General features: G+C 32.9%; 11 protein-coding genes and 1 rRNA gene. 5 read left to right on the top strand and 7 right to left on the bottom strand.

Annotated features, from left to right (window positions below):
* The 7 genes from VDP25_RS13920 to VDP25_RS13890 all read right to left on the bottom strand — a co-directional run.
* Positions 1–1134, bottom strand: a 16S ribosomal RNA gene (locus VDP25_RS13920); the annotation flags it as partial.
* Between the two features lie 653 nt (positions 1135–1787).
* On the bottom strand, positions 1788–3758 hold the full coding sequence (locus VDP25_RS13915; RefSeq protein ID WP_334470775.1) for a putative porin: 1971 nt from the start codon (positions 3756–3758) through the stop codon (positions 1788–1790).
* Between the two features lie 576 nt (positions 3759–4334).
* On the bottom strand, positions 4335–6233 hold the full coding sequence (locus VDP25_RS13910; protein WP_334470773.1) for a S8 family serine peptidase: 1899 nt from the start codon (positions 6231–6233) through the stop codon (positions 4335–4337).
* 313 nt (positions 6234–6546) lie between these two features.
* Positions 6547–7380: a hypothetical protein gene (locus VDP25_RS13905; RefSeq protein ID WP_334470771.1), complete on the bottom strand. Its 834-nt coding sequence runs from the start codon at positions 7378–7380 to the stop codon at positions 6547–6549.
* A gap of 22 nt (positions 7381–7402) precedes the next feature.
* Positions 7403–8155 carry a hypothetical protein gene (locus VDP25_RS13900; RefSeq protein WP_334470769.1) on the bottom strand — a complete coding sequence of 251 codons (753 nt, stop codon included), beginning with the start codon at positions 8153–8155 and terminating at the stop codon, positions 7403–7405.
* A gap of 22 nt (positions 8156–8177) precedes the next feature.
* A complete protein-coding gene (locus tag VDP25_RS13895) occupies positions 8178–9599 on the bottom strand; it encodes a RagB/SusD family nutrient uptake outer membrane protein (RefSeq protein WP_334470767.1) in 1422 nt (473 codons plus the stop codon).
* Positions 9600–9610: 11 nt separating this feature from the next.
* Positions 9611–12718 carry a SusC/RagA family TonB-linked outer membrane protein gene (locus VDP25_RS13890; RefSeq protein WP_334470765.1) on the bottom strand — a complete coding sequence of 1036 codons (3108 nt, stop codon included), beginning with the start codon at positions 12716–12718 and terminating at the stop codon, positions 9611–9613.
* Positions 12719–12932: 214 nt separating this feature from the next.
* On the opposite strand from VDP25_RS13890, the gene VDP25_RS13885 reads away from it, so the two are divergent.
* From VDP25_RS13885 to VDP25_RS13865, 5 genes are all read left to right on the top strand, one after another.
* Entirely contained in the window at positions 12933–13535 is a 603-nt protein-coding gene (locus tag VDP25_RS13885; RefSeq protein ID WP_334470763.1) for a ribonuclease HII, read from the top strand.
* A 34-nt stretch (positions 13536–13569) separates the two neighbouring features.
* Positions 13570–15927: a ribonuclease HII gene (locus VDP25_RS13880; protein ID WP_334470762.1), complete on the top strand. Its 2358-nt coding sequence runs from the start codon at positions 13570–13572 to the stop codon at positions 15925–15927.
* A 79-nt stretch (positions 15928–16006) separates the two neighbouring features.
* Positions 16007–17056, top strand: coding sequence for a nucleoid-associated protein (locus VDP25_RS13875; protein ID WP_334470761.1), 1050 nt, complete (start codon positions 16007–16009; stop codon positions 17054–17056).
* Positions 17057–17290: 234 nt separating this feature from the next.
* Positions 17291–24196, top strand: a complete 6906-nt coding sequence (locus VDP25_RS13870) for a T9SS type B sorting domain-containing protein (RefSeq protein WP_334470760.1) — start codon at positions 17291–17293, stop codon at positions 24194–24196.
* Positions 24197–24324: 128 nt separating this feature from the next.
* The gene (locus VDP25_RS13865) at positions 24325–25077 is read left to right on the top strand and encodes a YoaK family protein (RefSeq protein ID WP_334470759.1); all 753 of its coding nucleotides are present in this window, start codon (positions 24325–24327) and stop codon (positions 25075–25077) included.
* Positions 25078–25080: the final 3 nt, after the last annotated feature.

Here is a 25080-nt window from a genome sequence, read left to right as displayed (position 1 = left end):
GACATGACTCGCTGGCAACTAACAACAGGGGTTGCGCTCGTTATAGGACTTAACCTGACACCTCACGGCACGAGCTGACGACAACCATGCAGCACCTTGTAGATAGTCCGAAGAAATAAGTATCTCTACCTAATGCAATCTACATTTAAGCCCTGGTAAGGTTCCTCGCGTATCATCGAATTAAACCACATGCTCCACCGCTTGTGCGGGCCCCCGTCAATTCCTTTGAGTTTCATTCTTGCGAACGTACTCCCCAGGTGGGTCACTTATCAATTTCTCTTAGCCACTCAAACCGAAGTCCGAACAGCTAGTGACCATCGTTTACGGCGTGGACTACCAGGGTATCTAATCCTGTTCGCTCCCCACGCTTTCGTCCATCAGTGTCAATATATTGTTAGTGATCTGCCTTCGCAATTGGTATTCTATGTAATATCTATGCATTTCACCGCTACACTACATATTCTAACCACTTCACAATAATTCAAGATAACCAGTATCAAAGGCAATTTTACAGTTAAGCTGCAAACTTTCACCCCTGACTTAATTATCCACCTACGGACCCTTTAAACCCAATGATTCCGGATAACGCTTGGATCCTCCGTATTACCGCGGCTGCTGGCACGGAGTTAGCCGATCCTTATTCTTACAGTACCGTCAGCTTTTCACACGTGAAAAGGTTTCTTCCTGTATAAAAGCAGTTTACAACCCATAGGGCAGTCTTCCTGCACGCGGCATGGCTGGATCAGGCTCTCGCCCATTGTCCAATATTCCTCACTGCTGCCTCCCGTAGGAGTCTGGTCCGTGTCTCAGTACCAGTGTGGGGGATCCCCCTCTCAGGGCCCCTATCTATCGTCGCCATGGTGTGCCGTTACCACACCATCTAGCTAATAGAACGCATACTCATCTTTTACCGCCGAAGCTTTAAAGTTGTTTTGATGCCAAAACTACTTACTATGGGATATTAATCTTCATTTCTAAAGGCTATCCCCCTGTAAAAGGTAGATTGTATACGCGTTACGCACCCGTGCGCCACTCGTCAGCAAAAGAGCAAGCTCTTCTCTGTTACCGTTCGACTTGCATGTGTTAGGCCTGCCGCTAGCGTTCATCCTGAGCCAGGATCAAACTCTTCATCGTTAAATTTTAAGTCTTACGACTATGTCTTTAACAACTAATAGGAATTATTCTAGTACTCTAAATGATTTATTCTCTTGTTTGAAAATAGCCGTTTCCAACTATCTTCTTACGCTGTCAATTCAATATGTTAATGAACTTTTCTTTACTTTTACTTAACATTGTTTCGCTAAGCGGGTGCAAATATAAAACCCTTTTTTCATTCTCACAAACTTAATTTGAAAAAATATTATTTATTTTTTCAAAGTTAAATTTATCTGGAAATGAACGGCTGAAACTTGACTTGTTGTCTTTGTTTCGGGGTGCAAATATAAAACCCTTTTTCATTCCCACAACACCTTTTTCCTTTTTATTTTAATCTTTTTTTAATTGCCTTGAAACCAATATTTTAGAATCTCTCTTTTTTGGTTTTATATAATAAGGAGTCTAGTAACCTTTAAACTCTTATAAGTAAACTCTACTATTAACAACTCTTATAACTATAACACATACGTGAAGTAGCCATGGAAACAGTTGTCCTTAATTAAGCACCTTATTAGATAGACTATATGAGTAGGACTTATATATAATACATTCTCATATTATAGAATTAAAAACAAGTAAGTAAGAATGATACTAGACATACTTCTATTAATAGAAAAAAATGTCTTAGTCTTTTACAGAAAGAAATCCCATACTAATCCAAAACGAATAATAAAATCTCTATAGGGTTGATTCGGAGCCGAAAAATAATCGTATCCAGTAAATGAAGAATTAAAGTGTTCTGCTTTTAAGAAAATACGGGTTTGTCTCACTTTAGCATTAATAAAAAAGTCTAGCCTTGGAAAACCACCTAACTCAGTATTATTTTGAGTATAAAATTCTGCCAATAAAGGATCATAACCATTCATATTATAAGCTGTAAAGTAATTTAGAGTTACACCTGTCTGAAGCGTCATTGACTTTTTGAATAACTGATTGGTATAATACAAGGTGTTTCGAGTTATAAAATCTGGCACATTTAAAACATTATCATCACTAACTACGTTTTGATACATTATTGTATTATCTAATGCAAAATTGCCGACTTTAAATTCCTTCTGAAGTTTTAACCTTAAATATTGAAGTGGCTTATTATATTGCTTTGGTCTAATAACATTAACTTGATCTATTGTTTCCTCTAAATTAAAATAGGTGTAATTATCTATATTGGATATATCGAAATAAGCATTAAACAACTTTTGTGATTCTAAACTAAACTTTATCTGTTGTGTATTTACATTTTTGAAGTCATCAAAATTATACCAGTTATAATTGATATAGTCACTTTGATATAATAAATAGTTATAATTGGCAAGTCTAGAGTTAATTGTAATACCTCCAGACAGTGCTATATCTTCATTTAACTTCAAACTAATTGTTCCATCCAAAAAACTACCGACAAATGTGTCTGATAAATTTAAATTTCCACGCCCCGAAAGATTAAACCCTTTGTAAGCTTTTGAATATGTTCCTTCTATTCCTATAAAATTGGACACAATTCTATTAGGTATTGATTGCTGATTTGGAAATAACACAACACTATTATAACCATAATTAATATCTGTATAGTTTAATGCAAATCCAACTTGACCTAATGTATTATTAGAATAGCTTAGTCCAAGTGAAGTTCTAAAGTCTTCTAATGTTACTCTGTCATTAATACTATTAGAAAAAACATCCCCAAAGAAATCCGTTACTGCCACATCTTGGCTAAACTGAAAGAATTTGTCTTCAAAAGAAACTTTATTAATTAGCGAAAGTCTATTGTTACTTAAAGAATCCTTCTCTTTTGTAATTTTATAAGAGTGCTCAAAATAAAAACGCTTCCCTTCAAGCACGTTCTCTGCGTTCTCAAAATTAGGATCAAACACAGACCTGTCCAAAAACTCTTCATTACCTGAGGCAAAATTCTCAAGGTCCTCAGTTTTGATTCCACCATTTTCTTGATTTAGTAAATCTTGCATTACTATATATCCTTTGGCAGTATACCTTTTGTCTTTTGTGTTGTACTTTGAATTAAAACGAAAATTACCTGAACTGGTTAACGAATTTTGATACTTTCCTAACGATCTTAATCCTTTATATGCTAATGAAAAATTAAACTGCTTAGATAGATTAACTGTAAAAAAAGCATCTAAGAGCTGTCCTTGTTCAAAAGCTGTTTTATAGGTTAGGCGTGTCCAAGGTGTTGGAACTTCAAAAAATCTAATATCTTCATGTTCTAGATAGTTGAAATGCCTGGCTCTTGCTCCAAAACTAGGTTTGGTTTTATTTTCTGAAGCATCGAAACTAAGTGTATTATATGTTTGACCAATATTAGCAAAGGGCATTAAGCCAAAATTATCTTTCTGCAAGTAATTAAATTTGTAATCTTTTTTAATTGCTAAGGTGGTATCAATGGGTATTGAATCTAGCTCATTATTAAATTGCAAATACATATCTACACTAGCTACTTCCTTAAAACCTTTAGAACGGTTTGTTACGGTAGAATCCTTACCAAAATTACCCTGCGTATTTTGAGTCGTCTTTTCTTTAAGCTTAACCTGTGCTCCAAGACTAGTTACAAAAAGAAAAAAAACAAGTATGTAATAATATTTAATTTGCATTTAAGACTGTATCATTTTCAAACAAAGTAAATCATATTTTATTGTTTACAAATATAAAATTATACTTTACTTAACATAAAAAAGGCAGCACTGATTATTTGCCTTTAAAACAAATTGGTTGTTCTTTAAAAAGAAATGTATAAAATGTTCAATTATTAACTTCAGAGATATGATTTACATATATGAAACTGATGTACTATTTAAGGTAATTATTTCACTAAATCTTAGAACAAATCAGTAACTATTTCTAAATTCCAATCTGCCACAAATATCTTAAACATTAATTTAACTCCTTGAATAATATTTTAAATTTCGTACTTGCTTTTAAAGGTCGTACAAATTTATATTTAGTATAAGAATCTTTATCTTCTTTAATTAATTACAGAATATGATTAGTATCGTTTCAACAATACCGATATTAAACTTACCATATCTATAATTTAAAACTAAACTATAGTTGGGTACAACAACATTTCCGTTATTAAAAAATTAAAAAACCAGAGAATATCAATTCTCTGGTTTTTTATAATTGAAACCTTAAACTGTGTAAACAACAGTTAGCACAGTTTTTTCTTTCTACATTTTTATTAATTTTTGAGTAAACACACCTGTTTCTGAAAACACCATAAGGTGATATATTCCTTTAGAAATTTGAGAAACATTAATCTGAGGTGCATTAGAATTAGACTCAAAATTACCTTCTAAAGCTACTCTTCCAATATTATCAATAATTTTATAATTTTTAAACTGACTTGTTGTACGACTTTTAATTGTAACTATATCATTAGCAGGATTTGGGTAAATCACAATATCAGTTTTAAGTGCATCTTGTTCTTCAACACTTAAATCTGTTAAGATACCTCCTGTTATTACAAGACTGTAATTTTGTGAGCCACCAGATAAAGTACCTTTATGAGTAATGGTTGCTGTATAAACGTCATTACTAATAGGATTATCTACTTTTATTTTTTCAAAATTATCAACATCATTTGTAGAATTTCTTGTTGCACCAGTAGAAGGACTAATAGGACTTAACTTCCAAGGAAAGTAATCTGTACCATCCATAGTTAATTTAACATCTAAATCGTTAACTAACTGAGCGGTTCTATTATTTTCATCATTATTTATAACTGTACCAACTGGTTCTGTCCAAGAAATTGAAACCTTCAACGGCTCATCACCTGTTGCCAATATATTGAAAGTTTTAGTTTCTGTATTGTTTATACTTGACTCCTCTATATGAGAATTAACTCCGTTATTAGTTATAGTTTCTACTGCTTTCTCTCCATTAGCCAAGCCCCATCCAAATCTATAATCTGGTCCAGGTGAAGATCCAGCTTCGTCAGCTGTATGCAACAATAAACCTTTTGCTGTCGCAGCTAACATAAACTCTGAATTTACATCGTTATAATGCTGTTGCAATAATAACAATAGCCCTGTAATTGTAGGAGCAGACATTGATGTTCCTGAACTAAGACCATAGGCCGTATTACTTGTTTCAACAGTAGATCTTACATCTACACCTTGAGAAGAGATATCTGGTTTAATTCTACCATCATCTGTTGGCCCCCAATTACTAAATGTAGACATTAAAACATCACCTGGACGTGTGTAATTAAGCACTTCTTGAACAGCTGCTGATGTAATTGAGTTCTTTGAAGTGGAAAAACCAGTTAACAAATCGTATCCACCTTGCGATGGATTATACAATAAATAATCATCCCTATCATTACCTGCTGAAACCACCGGTAAGTAATAAGGGTTGTTACTTGTTATTAAATCTAAATTAAACGAACTATTAATATAAGCACCAAATGCAGATACCGATAAGTTCTCTGCAGACAAACCGTAAGAATGATTAGACACTAAAAGTCCTTCAGCGGCCTGTGTTGCCATTTCTTGTGAATCATTAGCGCTGTTAGCTACCAAAGCACTAGCTTCATAAGCGATACCTCTACCAAGGTTTCCAATAAAGTTCTCCCCAGAACTGATTATTGTTCCAGTAACGTGCGTAGCATGAAAAGTACTTGGACCACCACCATCAATGACAGTTAATCTCCCAACCAAATCAAGATGAAATGGAAGCGGATATCCATTTTGTGCTTCCCATACACCTGCAACCATGTTCTGCCCAGCTAAATCTAAGCCCAAAGAACCGCCTTGATATAACCTATCTACTTTCATAGTTATTGCAGCATGATTATTAGTAGGAACAATATACAAAAGCTCACCTTCTGGAGTTACATCCACCAAAGCATTTTCATCGATTTTAGCACGCTCTTCTGAACTAAGTGATTCTAAATATGCCTTAACGCGACGTTCCTGTTTTTGATATTCTAAACCTAGATATTCTATAACAGCATTTGTTTTTTCTTTATCATATTTAGAAGTGATTTTTGCAAATTCTTGCGAAGTTTGAGATGTGCATATTGCTGAAATTAATGCAACAGCTACATAGAGATAATTTTTTTTCATTTTTTTTTTTTTGAAGAATACTCTTTTAAACTAGGAAATACAAAGAGTAACGTACAAATATATGTTTAATTATTTATTATATAAAAATAAAGCTGTTAACAAATTTATAATTACGGCATAATATTTTAAACATAATTAAACAACAAAATAATTATATTAAAGCTGACTTAAAGATTAAATCAAACTAAAAACTACACTCAACGTAAACAAATTAAAAGAATTTTAAATATTACAGTTAACTGTAATATTTAAAAATGCTCATAAAAAAAGCCCGCTAAAAGCGGGCTTTTTAATATTAAATTAATAATACAACTTACTCAGCAGCTGTCATTACTAAATCTACAGTAAAGTCTGTTGTAAATACTCCTTGAGTTAAACTAATGATAAATACATCATTACAACTATCATAAGTACCAGTTCCACCATCTGGAGAAAGAGGATCATCTGAGATAAGATCTACAGTTAAATCATCATTAACAATGATAAATCCTGGATAAGGATATTGCCCATTGAAGCTATCATCTCCTGTAGCCCAACCAACAAAGTTTGGTCCCCAAGTAGACGCTAATGAATATTGGTTAGGTCCAACTAGAGTAAAATCTACCGTATGAGAAGGAGCCGCACCACCAAGAGCTGATACATCAACATTATAGCTATCAGCAATAACAATAGGACAAGGTGTAGAAACTCTATAAGTTGTGATACTCTCATCATCAACACCTATAGTTACCCCATTTACATCTACTGCAGTTAAAACTACATCAAAAACAACAAGATCAGTTAAATCTGCTACATTTTCAAAATGTAAATCAATACTCTTTACTCTAGTATTACCATTAGCTCCAGAAGGATCAGGTGTAAAAGTTAAAGTATCGTCAGTTGTTAAAATAGAAGTATAATCACCTTCTACTGCCTGAATTGTATAAGACACATTTAAGCCATCTTTATACACAGGAACACGTAGGCTAACAGGTAATGATAATGTTTCCGTAGCAGCAGAGATAGTCGTTCCTGCATTAGGAGTTGCAAACTCTACCCATCCTGTTGTAGGATCATCAGTCGTGAAATTTTCAGAAAAATCATCGTCTCCACAACTGAATGCAAAAACAAGAAGTAATATTGGTAATAATTTTATTATTTTTTTCATAAGATACGTTTTTTATAAATTATTATTCTACTACAGTAAAATCAGTTGATTCTGAAGCTCCAAAGTTGCCACTACCAGATGCATAAGACACTACTGATTGTGCAGCACAATATAAATTGTACGTTCCTGTATTAGTACCATCGAATAGACCATCAGAGTAAGCATCATAGATTGTAAACGTATAATCACCACCTGATAAAGAGATGTTAGAAACATACTCTGTACCTGCAGTTTCATCTTCGTATGGACCACCTGAAGCTACTACTTCTCCTGTAGAATCTTTAATATCCCAAGTTGTTTCAGACGCATAGTTATCTGCTACAATACTAAGTTTAAATTCTCCACAAACAAATGTGCTAATATCATATTCTTTCAAAAGGTTAAAAGATATTGGAGGAAATGCACTACCACCTCCAGTAACTTCTAAAGCTACAGTTAATACATAAGGTGTAAAGTCCTCTAAACCATCATAGTTAAAAGTTACATCTAAAGTACCTTCATATGAATCAGCTGGTATTGTAGCAGTTCCTATTGAATAGTCACTAGCTTCTAAACCTTGTGTATCAACCACGGTTACATCAAAAGTTCGCGATTCTGAACTTGTAGTTGTAGAAATAATAGAAACTGTTGACGTTATACCACCTTCTGGTATACTTAAATCAACAACAGCTTCTGAAAATCCTACAGCTGTAGTTCCATCAAATAAGATTGGCTCTGTTTCTTCACAAGAAACGATAAGCAAACAAATGAGGAATAATTTGAATAAATTTTTCATAATAATATTTTGTTTTTTTTTATTAATAACCTGGTGCTTGTTGTTCTCTAATAACAGGATTACCATTAAGCTCACCTTGAGGTATTGGTAAAATAAACTCCTTAGAAGATGCTGGCAAGCTACATGGAGCTGCACCTTCACAATCACCTAAATCTTCTGATCGCTCAATACCTTTACTAGTTATCGCTCTAACTCTCTTGATATCGGTATATCTATGACCTTCAAAAGCTAATTCTAATCTTCTTTCGGTAATAATACCTTCTATAGCCTCAAGTAAAGAATCATACTCCACATCATCTACAGCTACAGTATGTCTAGCAGCACGAACAGCATTTACATCATCAGCAGCAAGATCGAATTGAGTTGTTTTAGCATATGCCTCTGCTCTAATTAAATAGATTTCAGAGATTCTCATAGCTTTAAAATCATTGATTGCTTGCGTATCTGCATTGATAGGATATTTACCAATAACTAATACCTCCTCATCTATATCACTAACTGGATCTAAAATAACTGTTTTTCTAATATCATTATCGTCATATAAACTATACAACTCGTTAGATATCTCGAATTTAGGCCCTTGACCAGAGAAATTCCAAAGGAAATTAATCGCATAGTCAAATCCTTGAACATTATCATAGTTAAAAACAACTTCTGTTTTATCAGCATCTTCATTGAACATTCCATAATACTGACTAACGTCTGCTAATGGATAATCTGCAATTAATGAATTACATAAATTAATTGCACCAAGATTATCACCAGTTTCTAAAGCCATTCTAGCTCTTAAAAAAGTCACAAAATCAGGTGTTGCAAAATTGATATCATTTGTACCAGCTGGGAATAAAGCTAAAGCTTGATCCAAATCTTCGTTAATTCTAGTTACAACATCTCCCACAGTATCCCTACCAGGTGTAGCATCTGAAGATACATAATCAACGTAAGGTACTCCTAAAGCTGAATCATCTGTAAGATCTAAACCATAGTATAATAATAATTCATAATGCGCTAATGCTCTAAATGCATACGTTTGCGCTAAAATATTATTATATGTATCTAATTCATCAGCACTTGGCGTAATAGTACTTGCTGAAACTAAAAGTCTATTCATATCGTTAATATTAGAATAACGACTAAACCATAGCACTGCATTACCATTAATAGCAGCTGAACTAGGATTCAAAACTTGATTATGATAAGGTACCTCTTGCCCCCCATTATCAACTCCTAATTGCGTATTATCTGCAAAAAGGGAATTGAATCCAATGATATAATTATAGTTATAATTACCAATAACAGCATTAAGTCCATACTGAAGGTCTGTAACTGTATTGTAAGCCGTTTCTTCTACTAAAGAATCAACGGGATATCTGTCTAACTGATCACTACAACTCACAAAGGCTGTTGTGATAACTAAAGTTAATATTGCTAAATGTTTTTTCATATTTTTTTTTTTTAAAACGTTATATCAAATCCTAAACTATAAGTTCTAGCTACAGGATATTCGAAAAATGTTGAAGCTGTTGTACCTTCTGGATCGAATCCTTGGAATTTAGTCCAAGTAAACAAGTTAGTACCTTGAACAAAAATACGAACACCAGTAAACATTTTTGTTTTCTCTAATACTTCGCTAGCAACATTGTAAGATAAAGATATGTTTCTTAATCTTAAGAAAGATGCATCTTCTAAGTTTCTGTCACCTCTAATTGCACGTACACCACCGTAAGATAAAGCTGGCACATCTGTAATTTGTCCTGGTGTAGTCCAAGCGTTTAGCATTGATGTAGATTGGTTTAAGTTTCCACCTAAACTAGAATCTTCAATAAGAGCTAAAGAACCATTATTTTTCCAACGATCTGCTTGGAAAGCAAATAATGTATTTAACGCAAATCCTTTATAGCTAATATCTGCACCGAAACCACCTGTGTAAGTAGGATCGAAGTTTTTATCTAAATAAACCGCGTTGTTATCAAAATCATACTCATTAGTTAAATCACCATTTGCATCTAAATATAAAGGCTCACCATTAGCTGGGTTAACACCAGCCCATCTTACCATATACCAAGTATTAGCAGAATAACCTTCTGCAATTCTTAAGGTATTACCAGTAAATTCACCTGGTAAAGATTCTACAACGTTTTTATTGTAGTTAGCATTAGCATTTACAGTAATAGACCAGTTATTAGTTGATGATTTTCTTAATATATCATAAGAAATTTGTAAATCAACACCTTTGTTACTCATATCTGCAACGTTTGTTGTAACAGAAGCAGATCCTGTACCTGCAGTAGATAACAATTTATTTGCAAATAAATCTGTAGTTAAATTACTATAGTAATCTAATTCACCCGATAATCTCTTTTGCCAGAATCCAAAACTTAAACCAACATTAAACTGGTTTGAAGTTTCCCATTTAATAGCTGGGTCAATTAAAGCACCTAATGCATAAGAGTTTGTTAACTGGTAACCACTACCGGCACCTACAGTTTGTAAACCAATATATCTTCCACCAACATTTTGGTTACCTACAACACCATAACTAGCACGCAGTTTTAAAACTGACAACCAATCAACATCTTGCATAAAGCTTTCGTTATCTATATTCCATCTACCAGCAACAGACCAGAAAATACCATCTCTGTTTTCAACAAAACGAGAAGTAGCATCATTTCTAATAGAAGCAGAAAAACCAAAACGATTATCATAATCTAAATCAAGTGTTGCGAATACAGAAGCTAAAGCTAATTCTGACTCACTTGAACCAACAACAGGTATATAATTATACTCATCATTATTTGCTCCTTCAGTCGTTGCACCATCAGAAAAACCAGAACCAGAACCAGGTAAAGCAGGATTTAACCCATAAGCTTGGAAACTACCTACTTGCGTATTAGAGTAGTTATATTCAGCAAAAACAGCCGCATTTAAGTTTAACTTTTCAGTAATATTATTATCATAACGTACAAATGCATTTGTTATGAAATTAGCATCTCTATAAAAACTTTCAAATTGCGTTCCTTTTTCTAAAGAAGCTTCTGAAGGTATTCTAAAACTTCTAATACTTCCTGGAGGGTTTATAAATAAACGTGCTCTATTCGTGTAGTCAAGACCAAAAGAAGTACCAACTGTTAAGTTTTTAGCAAAGTTGTAATCAGCAGCAATTCTACCAACAACCTTAATCTCAGATTCTTCATCTGTACCTAAAGCAGCTGTATTCATCGCAATGAAAGGTGTGTTTCTAAAACCATCAACTCCTGCATAATTTATTGAACCATCTGCTAAATAAGCATCTGACCCACCATTAGCAGCAGGACCTGTACCCCAAATATTAATTGAACCATCTGGATTGTATGGAGATAAATAAGGTAAAGCTCCATAAGGCACAAGGAATGGATTATCTAAATCACCACCAGTATTTGAATCTCTAAGTGCATCTACAACGAAACTACTTACAGAGTAGTTAGCTGTTAAACTTGTAGAGAAATTTAATTTATTATCTGCAGAATTTGCATTAAAGTTATTTCTAAAAGAAAAACGTTGTAAATCACTACCTAACGTTGTACCTTCTTGCTTGAAATATTGAAGAGACGTAAAAGACGTAGCATTTTCACCACCAGTCGTTACTGTAACCTCATGAGATTCAGTTTTACCTTGACGTAATAAAATATCAGACCAATTAGTATCTGCTTGTCTTGCCATAGCAGCAATTTGCTCATCTGATAAACCATCACCTAACTGTGTTCCTGGTAATAAATCTCTTTGATAAGTTAAATACTGAGTTGTATTCATTACAGAAAACTTTGGACTTGGTAATTCAGAAATACCATATAAAGATCTGTATTTCACCTGAACACCAGAACCTTTCTTACCAGTCTTAGTTGTAATAAGGATTACACCACCAGCACCTCTGTTACCATAAATAGCAGTTGCTGCAGCATCTTTCAATACAGACATAGTAGCAATATCATTCTGATTTATACTACGGAAGTTATCTTGATCAACTGGCACACCATCAATAATAAATAATGGCTCAGTATCACCGTTAAGTGAGTTTCTACCACGAATAATAATTGTAGCACTTTGTCCAGGTTGACCAGAACCAGTACTTACATTTACACCTGCAGCTTGACCTTGTAACATCTGATCCACAGATGTAATTGGCACTTGCTCTATAGATTCAGCATCTACTGTAGATAAAGATGAAGATATCTTAGCACTATTTGTAGCACCTTTATACCCTGTAACAACTACTTCATCAAGAGTACTAGCATCTTCTAAAGAAACATCATAAGTACTACCAGCACCTATTCTAATTTCTCCAGGTGTCATACCCACGTAAGAAATTACTAAAACATCTCCTTGATTGACCTTAATAGTAAATTTACCATCAAAATCTGTTTGTTGACCTCTAGAGGTCCCTTTTACAATTACACTTGCACCAGGGAGAGGTAAACCATCCGAAGCTGTTGTAACTGTACCTGTGACAGTTTTCTCTTGTGCAAAAGAAAATTGCATCACGAACGCCATAAAAAGCGTTAATAACCATGTTAACTTTAATTTCATAAAACAATTATTTGAGTTAGTCTAGTTGCAAACATCCTAATTAAATATTAAATAAGCAAGTGTTTTTGCTAAAAAAATGTTAATACTTTTGCGATTTCGTCAACATATCGCATAAATCATTTTCCTAATGTTTTAAACATTTAACTCAACACTTAGATGCAAAAAATGCAAAAGGGTTGCGTTAAAATTTTAACTTTGTTCAAAATTTAACATTTTGTCTTTAAAAATTCAGTTTTCTACATATAACTTAGAGTGTGGTACAGACGAAGCAGGAAGAGGTTGTTTAGCAGGACCTGTTACTGCTGCCGCCGTCATTTTACCTTCTTCTTTTAAAAACATTTTACTCAATGACTCTAAACAACTTTCTAAAAAAAATAGAACACTATTAAGACCCATTATTGAAACAGAAGCTACAGCATTTGCATTTCAACATATATTTGAAACAGAAATTGACAGTATTAACATACTAAATGCATCCATAAAAGCAATGCATGGTGCTATTTCTCAATTAAAAATTGCTCCAGAGTATATTATTGTAGATGGCAATAAATTTAAACCTTACGAATCCATTCCACATTCAACAATTGTAAAAGGAGATAGTAAATATTTAAGTATTGCTGCCGCATCGGTATTAGCCAAAACCTATAGAGATGCGTATATGGAAAAAATTCACGAAGAATTTCCTATGTACAATTGGAAACAAAACAAAGGCTACCCAACAAAAGAGCATAGAGTTGCTATTAAAAAATACGGTATTACCAAATACCATAGAAAATCATTTAGATTATTACCAGAGCAATACAAATTGAACATATAACTTTTTATATTTGTAATCTAAATATTCTATCTTAATGAAGCGACTTGGTTTTTTATTGATTTTGTTAACCTTAGTATTGGCTTGCCAAAAAAACTACGACAAAACCAAACAACCTTATAAATTCATTCCTAATGAAACAAATGTCATTATTCAAATTAATGAACTTAGTGATTTTATTAGTAGTATAGACAACAATGAGATCCTCTCTAACATATACACAACAGAATTACAAAGTGCTTCACAGATTCTAAAAACTCTAAATACCGCAAAACAGGTATATATTTCCCTTAATGACTCAAACTATTTAATTCTTACCGAAAACGACAGTACATTATTTGTTATAGATTCTATTTCTAATCATATTTCGGAAACTTTAGCAGACCTAAAAATTGAAAAGACACAATTAAACGACTCTGTTATTTATCATAAGATTATAGGTAACACTTTTGCTGGCTCAAATAGTTTAGAACTTTTAAAAACACTAAATTCTGAAAACGAAAACACCAAGCTCAGTAAATTAATTGAAACTGCAGACAAAAAATCGGTAGCTTCTATCCTATTTAAATCAAAAACACCAAATTATTCTAAATTGTTATTTTTAGAAGATTTGAATAAAGACAATTCTAACTTTACAATTTTAGATATTGGCTATACGGATAAAGGCTTAAATTACAATGGCATTTTAACCTCTAAAGACTCTAGTACCAACTATCTTGATGGTTTTAAAAATACCATTCCACAAAAAATTAACACCCCTTCTATTGCGCCACACAATACGAATTCTTTGATTAGTGTTTCCTATAATGATTTTTCAGTTTTTAACGACAATAACAACCAATTAAAAGACAGCACAGCAACAGTAGCTTCTGAAACATTCTTAAATTTCACCAACGAGATTGCTTTAATAGAGGATGCTCTAATCCTTCATTCACTTGATACAAATTTAATTTTAGAAGCTATTGAAGATAAATCTAATATAGAATCGTTTAGAGATATTGACATATATGAATTTACCAATCCTAACTTCTTCCAATCTAATCTAAAGCCTTTTATCAGTTTTGAAAATGCCAATTACTTTTCAGTCTTTGATAATTTTATAGTTTTTACCAATTCTACAGAGACCTTAAAATCAATTCTAACTGACGCGCTAAACAACAACACATTAGCAAATTCGGATGCTTTTCAAAGTATTAATGACGATTTAAGTGACGAAGCTTCATTATTTGTCTTTAAAAATTCTGATGGCCTTTCCGAAATTTTAGGTAAAACAATGAAAGGTTACAATGCTAATGCGGTTCAGTTTGTTCGTGAAGATAACTACACACACATCAACGGAGTCATTCAAAAATTTAAAAAGAAAGCAGCTTCAAACTCTGTAACAGAAACATTTACATCCTCACTTGATGCCACCATTTTAACACCGCCTCAAGTCGTTAAAAATCACATATCCAAATCTCATGACATTGTAGTACAAGACATTAATAATGTTCTTTACCTTCTTTCTAGTTCTGGCAATATTCTTTGGAAAAAACAATTACAGGGCAAAGTTTTAGGGCAAGTTGAGCAAATAGATATGTACAAAAACGGCAGACTACAGTTAGCTTTTGCAACACCAAACCGATTATATGTTTTAGACAGAAATGGCAAAGACGTATCTCCTTTTCCGTTAAAATTTAATGACGCTATTACACAACCACTTTCGGTGTTTGATTACGACAAAAAGAAGGATTATAGGCTATTAGTTACCCAAGGTAAAAACTTACTAATGTACAATGCCAAAGGACAATCCATCAGTGGTTTTAACTACAAAACCAATGATTCTAATATTAACTCACAACCAAAACATTTTAGAATAGGAACTAAGGATTATATTGTCTTTGGAGCTGGCGAAAACCTTCAAGTTTTAAACCGACAAGGTAAAGTTAGAATTAACGTGAAAGATAAAATTCGTTTTTCAAATAACGAAATCTATCTATATCAAAATAAATTTACAACAACCAATACGCTTGGAGAACTCGTACAGGTTGACACAAGAGGAAGATTAACCACAAAAAACCTCAACCTTACAGACAATCATAAAATTACAACTACAAGTAAAACGTTGGTTTCGCTAAGAGAAAATCGATTAATTATTAAATCACGAACACTAGATTTAGATTACGGCGAATATACTGAGCCGAGAATTTTTTATCTAAACGACAAAATTTACGTTACCACAACAGATTTACAATCCAAAAAAGTTTACCTCTTTGATAGCCAAGCCAAATCAATTCCAAATTTCCCTGTTTTTGGCACTTCAAGTGCTACTTTAGAAAAATTGGATGGAGAACGCGGTTTAGAGCTCATTACTCAAAGTGACGACAAAACAATTGTAGTTTACAAATTACACTAAAATCCACTCTTTTTTTTATATAAAAACCGCTTCTATTTTGAAGCCTTATATTATTAAAAATTAAGACAACTATTTACTCATGATAAAAAGACATAAAGCCTCTCTAAAAAGTTGTATAATCCACAAAGTTGGAAACAAATTTAATGGTACAAAAAATGCATTTTCAGATGCTATTGTGCATTTTGATGAAGCCACTTATAATTTAATGTTGCCTTATCTTTTAAAACCATTTGTTAGTGTTGCAGAAAGCTATCGTTTTCATCACCATAGTGATGTTGGCCTCAATGAAATAAACACTTACAGCGAACAACTATTTAAAGACGATGTCGATTTTGTAGACATCTCTAAACATATTGTCAGTCATCTATATGAGCAAAGTAACTCTGCTCAAATTAAGACAGGCGATGTACTTATTTGTCATTTCGAAAATGTACAATATGAAGACTATTTTACAGATGCAATTGGCATCTTCAAAATTGAAAATAAAACTGAATTTTTTCAGACCTATTTAGAGGATAATAACTACGATATTTTAGTTCAAAAAGGCATCCAAGCCAAAAAGGTTGATAAAGGATGCTTAATCTTAAATACTTCCGACATGGAAGGTAAAATTGTGTTTAGCGTAGACAACAATACTTATGACACACAATACTGGATCAAAAGCTTCCTAAACATCAAGTACCCAGACGATAGCAACCAGCACACTAAAAATTGCATAGAACTTTGTAGAGAGTTTTCTAAAGAAGTATTGCAACCTAATTTTGGCGGACAAGAACAAACTAATTTTTTAGCTAAAACCGTTGATTTTTTCAAAGAAAATGAAATTGTAAATATTGACACTTTTAAAGAAGAGGTATTTGATGAAGAAGACAAGATTCAACTCTTTGAAGATTATAAAAAAACTTATGAATCTGACAATAAAGTTCTCATTAGAAACCAGTTTGACGTCTCTGAAATCGCGCTAAAAAAACAAAAACAAAAGATTAAAACAGAAATAAAACTAGACACTAACATCCAAATAAAACTTGATGTTGATGCTCCAGATGCTTCTGCAGAGTATTTAGAACGTGGTTATGATGAAGAAAAGAAAATGCATTTTTACAAGGTGTTTTTTAACGACGAAACATAAAAATTGATATGAGTACTAAATTTACCCCTCTTTATTTTGTTTGTATCATATCCATAAAAAGACAGCTAAATGTATTAAAGGGTTTAAAGTAGTCCTAAAAAAACATTAAATATTCTATCTACAAAAAGCAACTAAGATTGTTAATTGTATTTAATAACTCGAAGATTAAAAGTGCTAATAAAAGCACTTTTTTTTGTAACCTTGTTTCTTCCTAACTAAATATCAACCAATTAGATGCATTCAAGGCTGTTTTTATTCTTCTTGTTTTTATTTCCCTATGCATTAATTGCCCAAAATAGCTCACCTTTTATTGAGATAACAGATAGTCAAGGCATTGATGATATTTTAGTAGATTGTGATTATCCCGTAGATGCTAATAGGTGCTTTAGCTTAGAAGCCAACTACACCATCATAAGTGAAACAACATCTTACGAAGTAACCTCTATACCATTTAATACTCTAACCGGCTTAACTAATGAAACAACAGTAAACATTCATGGTGATGATAAATGGAGTGCTGTTTTACCAATTCCTTTTGATTTTTGTTTTTATACTGAAGGTTACAACGAATTACTAATTGGAGACAACGGCATTATAAGTTTCAACTCAAATGCCGCTTTAGCTGATAGTCCGTTTTTTGCGGGCACCATACCTAATACCTCAATGCCAACAAATGCTATTTTTGGCGCTTACCATGATTTAACAAACGATAATAATGTTTTTGGCTGTACAGACGACCCAAACACGCCTCAAAACGAATGTGGCGAAATAAAAACCTATACCACAGGCACTGCGCCCACAAGAGCTTTTGTTATTAGTTATGAAAACTTAAATCATTTTAATTGCGAAACAAGTAGATCTACATCACAAATTGTACTTTACGAAGGCTCAAATGTCATTGAAGTTTATGTAAAAGAAAAACCTATAAACTGTGAAACAAGCCCTTCAGCATCATATAGAAAAAATGCACTAATTGGCATTCAAAATATTGATGGTACCATTGCGACAACTCCACCCGATAGAAACACGAGTATTTGGGCAGCTACCAATGAAGCTTGGCGATTTTCCCCAAACGGAGTTCCCGTAACTTCTGTACAATGGAGAGATGAAAACAACAACCTAATTTCTACAGGTGACCAAATCACTATTTGCCCAGAACAATCTACAAACTACACAGCAACTGTTATTTATGATATGTGTGTTGGCCCAGATATTATACTTCAAGACAATATAGATATAGAAATAGATTTACTATACCCTGTGGCTATAGATAATGAAATTGTGGTTTGTGACATAAATAGCATAGGAACCGAAATTATAGACCTAACAACTTACGAGCCTATTATGATTGGCACGCAAACAGGACTGATACTATCTTACCACAACTCTTTAGCAGATGCACAAACAGAAACAGCACCTATATCCAACCCAAATGCATATGTATTAACTAATCCAACGGAGACCATTTTTGTAAGATTACAACGCGGTATTGGTTGTTTTGATGTTGGAACACTTCTTATCAATTTAGAAGAAATAGCAACTTCTCAGCTTTCAGAAATAACGCTATGTGATACCGCAAATGATAATTCTGAAACTATTACACTTTCAAATTACACAAATCAAATTATTGGTACGCAAACTGGGGTAAATATATCTTATCATCTCACTCAAAATGATGCCGATAATAACATAAACCCTATCGCTAATTTTACAGCTGCAAATGGAGATTCATTTTTTGTTAGATTAACACTACAGCCAGAATCTAATTGTCCTAATGTTGAAGAAATTAATATTAACCTGTTACCTGTACCAATCGTTGCCCCTATTGAGGTTACCTTATGTTCTAATATCGCCATTTATGATTTAACACAACACGAACCAGATGTACAAGCAAATAATACCGAAACCTTAAACTTCTCCTATCACTTATACCAAAGTTGGGCGCTAAACAATACCAATCCTTTTGATCCTTTACACGCTACAAACCCAATAGATCCAGAATACTATGATTTAAATGGGATTACTCGTATTTGGGTACGTTCATATACCAGTTCTGGTTGTGTTGAAGTTTTTAATATTGATTTTATTTATATCGAAGGAGTAACGGTACAAAATGATACACAGGTAAGTTCTGGTACTATTTTCGATTTAACAAATTCTGTTACAGATATGGTCGCCGATTTAACCGGAATAACCTATCAATTTTACGACACTTTAATTGGTGCTCAAACTCAAAATCCTCTAAGTCTAATTTCTGATCCTGAAAATTTTGCAGTTACAAATCCTGACACAGAAGTTTTTGTTGTTTTTACAAATACCTCATCAGGATGTATTACCATTGGAGATATACAATTAGAAACTGTTAGTTTTAATGGGACCGCTAATGGTTCTTTTCAAGTTTGTGATAGCGCCAACGATATCGAGGAACTGGTTATTTTAGGTAATTATGACAGCGATTTAATTGTAGGTTATGACAATGCCCAATACATGGAAGTAACATACCATCTCTTACAAACCGAAGCAGATACCAATACAAATCCAATTACAGAAATTAATATTACCACTTTAACAACTATCTACGCAAGAATTGCTCTAGTTTTTGAAGGTATTGAAATAGATTTCACAGTTGAAGAAGTTACTTTAGATTTTCAACCCACCATATTATTAACACCTGTAACAGCTATTATTTGTGATGAATATTACAACAACCAAGAAATTCATGATATAACACAATATGAAACCCAAATTACACCAGCAACAGGCGCTACATTTTCTTATGAATACACAAATGGTACTGCTATAAATAATCCCACAACATTTAACATCATTGGACCAACCCAAGTAATCCATGTTTTAGTTACAACGCCTGATGGTTGTACAACAGAAACAACGATTACTATTACATTTCATCCAGCGATTACCACAGCAACAGCAACAATTGAAGCCTGTGACGCCGATAATGACAATGAAGAATTATTTAACCTAAATGATGCTTTACCAAATGTAAACGCCAATCACACCAGCTATACAAACACTTATTATCATACATTATTAGAAGCACAAGTTGGTGACCCAACTACAGAAATTGCCAATCCATCAGCTTATTCTGTAACTTCAAATACAGCGGTTTATGTTAGGCTCTACGATGCTGTAACAACATGCTATGCTACTGCACGAATAAACTTATCAATTATTCCTGTTCCTGAAATAATTTCAAATACAATAATTGTTTGTGATTTTGAAAATGATACTCTAGAAAACAATGTAAATTTATCCCAATTTAATTCTGAAATATTAGGAAGTCAAACAGGAGTAAATTTAACCTATTACAATTCCTTAGCTAATGCAAATAGCTTTACAAATCCAATTACAACAGCAACTATTACAGACACAACAACGTTATTTGTAAATCTTGAAGCTGCAGATAATTGTATTACTACTGGAGAAATAAATTTCAATTTACAAACCGCACCAATAGTAAATAACATTAGCGTTACGGTCTGTGATAATTTCACAGATGGTCAAGAATACTACAATTTAACGTTAAGCAATCCAGATATAATTTCTGACCCTTTAAATCATAATTTTAGATATTTCACCTCAGAAATTAATGCTATTAATAATAGCAACCCTATTTCTTCAAATTATTTAATAACAACGGTACCGCAAACTATCTATGTAAGAGTTAGGAACCTGGCAACGGATTGCTTTTCTATTGCAGAAATAGATTTAGATTTTACATTTCCAATTACTGTTCAAGACACAGAATTATCAGAATGTGATGATGATTTTAACCTTACTGAAGAATTTGATTTAACAATGGCAATACCAAATATGTTAGCCGATACAACTGGACTTGACATTACCTACTATTCTGATGAAGTTGCAGCACAAACAGCCAACCCATCGTTTCTAATTTTAACACCAGAAAATCATAATACAGCTTCGGAAACAGATAATGTTTTTGTGCGATTTGACAATGCCGCAACAGGCTGTTTCTCTATTGGCAAAGTTGTATTAAAAGCTTTAGCAACACCTAAATTAGTTGATAGTCATTACGCAATTTGTGACACCGATTTTGATGGGCTTTACACCTTAGATTTAAATGACTTAAATCCTCTAATAATTCAAGACCAAACCGGTTTAGTGTTTACATATTACACCAACCTAGTTGATGCAGAAGCCGAAAACAATGAGATAGTTAACACCTCTAATTACGCCATTCCAAACGATAATCACACTATTTATACTCGTGTTGTTAATCCGTTTGGCTGTATGTCTATTGCCACAGTTAACATCTCTATAAAAACCTCTGCAACTGTTGACGTTGTTACTGACGTTTTAGAAGCTTGTGATAATGATTTAAACACCTATGCGTTTTTTGATTTAACCACTTTTGAAAGCCAATTAACAACAGAACCCGGCGCTACTTTTAGATATTACAACACTGAAAATGATGCTAACTTAGAACAGAATGAAATATTAAATCCAACTACTCATGAAAATATAAACCCAAATTCACAGACCATTTTTGTTAGAGTTTCTGCACCTAACAAATGTGACAACATTACTTCGTTTGACATTGAAACCATTCATATTACACCTCCTACACTCACTGAAGCCACATTTTGCGCAGGAACTTCTGTTATTTTAGATGTTGGTCCAGATTATGTTTCTTATAATTGGAGCACCTCAGAAAACACCCAAAGCATAGAAGTTGACACCTCAGGAACGTATAGCGTTACTCTAATAGACAGCAATGGTTGTACAGATACTTTTAATGTTGTAGTTACAGAACTTCCACTTCCAGAAGTTATTACTACAACAATTACAGAATGTGATTATACAGGAATTTCAGATGGTTTTATGGCATTTAACCTTCATGACTACGACAATCAATTAACAAACAACAATACAAACGTAACAACGCACTTCTACTTATCTCAAAATGATTTAAATGCTGATATCAACGAACAAAACCCAACGTTTACCAATACCACTAATCCACAAACACTATTTGTAAAAGTTATAGATAATACAACCCAGTGTTTTAATACAACAGAACTAACTCTAAATAGTAGTTTTATTGCTGTTTCTCCAAACACATATGCTATCTGCGACACAGATTTTGATGGTAATTACACCTTCAACCTCTCAGAATTAAACAATTTAGTGGTAGCTGATGTTACAGGTTTAACTTTTGAATATTATACGTCTCAAACAAATGCTGAAACTCAAAACGCACAAATAACAGGAGATTATACCATTCCACACAACAATCACGATGTTTTTGTTAGAGTTGAAAACAGTTTAGGTTGTTCTTACATTACTTCCGTTTTGGTTAGTCATAGAGCAGATGCCATTGTTAACAATGTTAGCGCTGTTTTAAATGCCTGTGATGATGATTTGGATACATTCACCAATTTTGATTTAACAACTTTTGAAAACATCGTTTCTACAGAAACTGGAGCTATTTACAGGTATTACAATTCACAATTGGATGCGATGTTTGAGCAAAACGAAATATTAAACCCTACAACGCATCAAAATATAACACCGAATTCGCAAACCATTTTTGTTAGAGTGTCTGTTCTTGGTAAGTGCGATAATATTACATCGTTTGACATAGAAACCATTCACATTACACCTCCTGCACTTACCGAAGCTACATTTTGTGCCGGAACTTCTGTCATTTTAGATGTTGGTCCAAATTATGTATCTTATAACTGGAGTACGTCTGAAAACACACAAAGTATTGAGGTGAGCACAGCAGGAATTTATAACATAACCCTAATAGACAGCAATGGTTGTACAGATACTTTTAGTATTGAAGTTACTGAATTACCACTTCCTGAAGCCTATGATTTAGATATTTTATTATGTGATGACTATGGCACTAATGATGGTTTTATGTACTTCAATCTTCATGATTACGACGATCAATTAACTGGAAACAACACTAATGTCTCCACTTATTTCTTCCTATCTCAAACCGATTTAGAAACCAATGTAAATATTCAAAATTCAACATTTATAAATAGTTTAAATCCACAAACCCTATTCGTAAAAATTGAAGATAATACTACACATTGCTATAATGTGGCGCAACTGACATTAGAAACCAGTTTTATTCATTCTAATACAGTAATGCTTGAGCTTTGTGACGAATTAGATTCTGAAGATGGCCTGAATACTTTCGATTTATCATTAGCAAATGCAACAATAATTTCTGGATTACCTTCAGATACTGAAGTTATTTACTATAAAACTTATAACGATGCTGAATTGCAACAAAACCCACTAAATTTGACCTACACAAATACAGAACCCTATTTTCAAACTATTTTTTCGAGAGTTGAAAATGACTTTGGATGTTTCTCAATTGAAGACGTTACACTTATTGTTCATCCATTGCCTGATCTTAAAAGTGATGAAACCGTTATTTATTGCCTAAATTCTTATCCTAGTACTATTACGCTTTATGGTGGTATTATAGGTGATTCGCCAAGTAATTACTATTACGATTGGAGCACAGGAGAAAACACATCTACTATTCAAGTAAATGAAATAGGTGTTTATGCTGTTACTGTAACAGACACAGATGGTTGTTCAAAAAGCCGAAGTATTACGGTTGTTCCATCTAATAGCGCAACCATTGAACGTATTGATATTGTTGATGCTAGCGAGATTAACACTATAACAGTTTATGTTGATGGAGAAGGTGATTATGAATACGCTCTAGATGACGAATATGGCATTTACCAAGACAGTAATATTTTTACCAATGTACAAGGTGGCTTACACACTGTTTATGTAAGAGACAAAAATGAATGTGGTATTGTGAGTGAAACTATTTCAGTGATAAGTATTCCAAAATTCTTTACACCAAATAACGACACTGATAATGAATATTGGATTCCTGGCGGCATGTCTAGACATTTTCAGAATAATGCGACTTTACATATTTATAATCGTTATGGTAAATTATTAATACAATTAGATCCTTTTGGAGTGGGATGGGATGGCTTATACAATGGAAATGTATTACCTACTTCTGACTACTGGTACACTTTAGAATTTACAGAAAACTTTAGTGGCAAACACAGGGTTTTACAAGGCCATTTTACCCTAAAACGATAAACGAAATAATTAGTTAAGAGTTTTAGGAGAAAAACAAATTTTAAAAATTGAATTTTACTTGGTTAAACTTTTAAGTAGTCTTAGTTTTACTTATCATAATATTCTATTCAAAATAATTTGAAAACAAAATGTTTAGACACCAAGGCAAAAGCAGAACATTAAAACATAATCTGCGAATTGCTACCATTTTGTCATTTGTAGCTGGGATTGTAAATGTAACTGGTTTTTTAGCTTTCAATCAATTAACAACAAATGTCACTGGCCATTTTGCACTTTTTATTAGTGATGTCGCTAATTTTGAATTCTGGAAAGGAACAATCTATTTTCTTTATATATTTTCCTTTCTATTTGGCTCTTTTTCATCAAGTTTTCTCATTGAGATATTCAAAGAAAACAAAAAACTAAATGTTTTTGTTATACCAACACTTATTGAATGTCTTATATTAATTTCAATTGCTATTGTAAGCAATATCACGGAAATAAAATACCCAGATTTAATTATATGTGCGCTTCTTTTTGCAATGGGACTTCAAAACTCTTTTGTCACAAAAATATCAAACGCTATTGTACGAACCACCCATTTAACAGGGCTGTTTACAGATTTAGGAATTGAGTTGTCTCAACTTTTATTCTCCGTATATCGTCCACATAGAGATAAGATAAAATCAACTATCAAACTACGAATCTATATTATCTGTTTCTTCTTTTTGGGTGGAATAATTGGCGGATTTCTTTATTCAAGAATAAATTTAAAATTAAACACACTAATCTTTGGCGCAATAATTTTATTAATAAGTCTATTCTATGATGATTTCAGGTATGGTGTAATCCGAACTAAAAGAAAATACAATCAGAGAAAGCATAATAGCAGTATATTATAATAT

Source organism: Winogradskyella sp. ECml5-4 (assembly GCF_036903175.1).
Classification (GTDB): Bacteria; Bacteroidota; Bacteroidia; order Flavobacteriales; family Flavobacteriaceae; genus Winogradskyella; species Winogradskyella damuponensis.
This window is presented reverse-complemented; position numbering and strand designations above follow the sequence as displayed.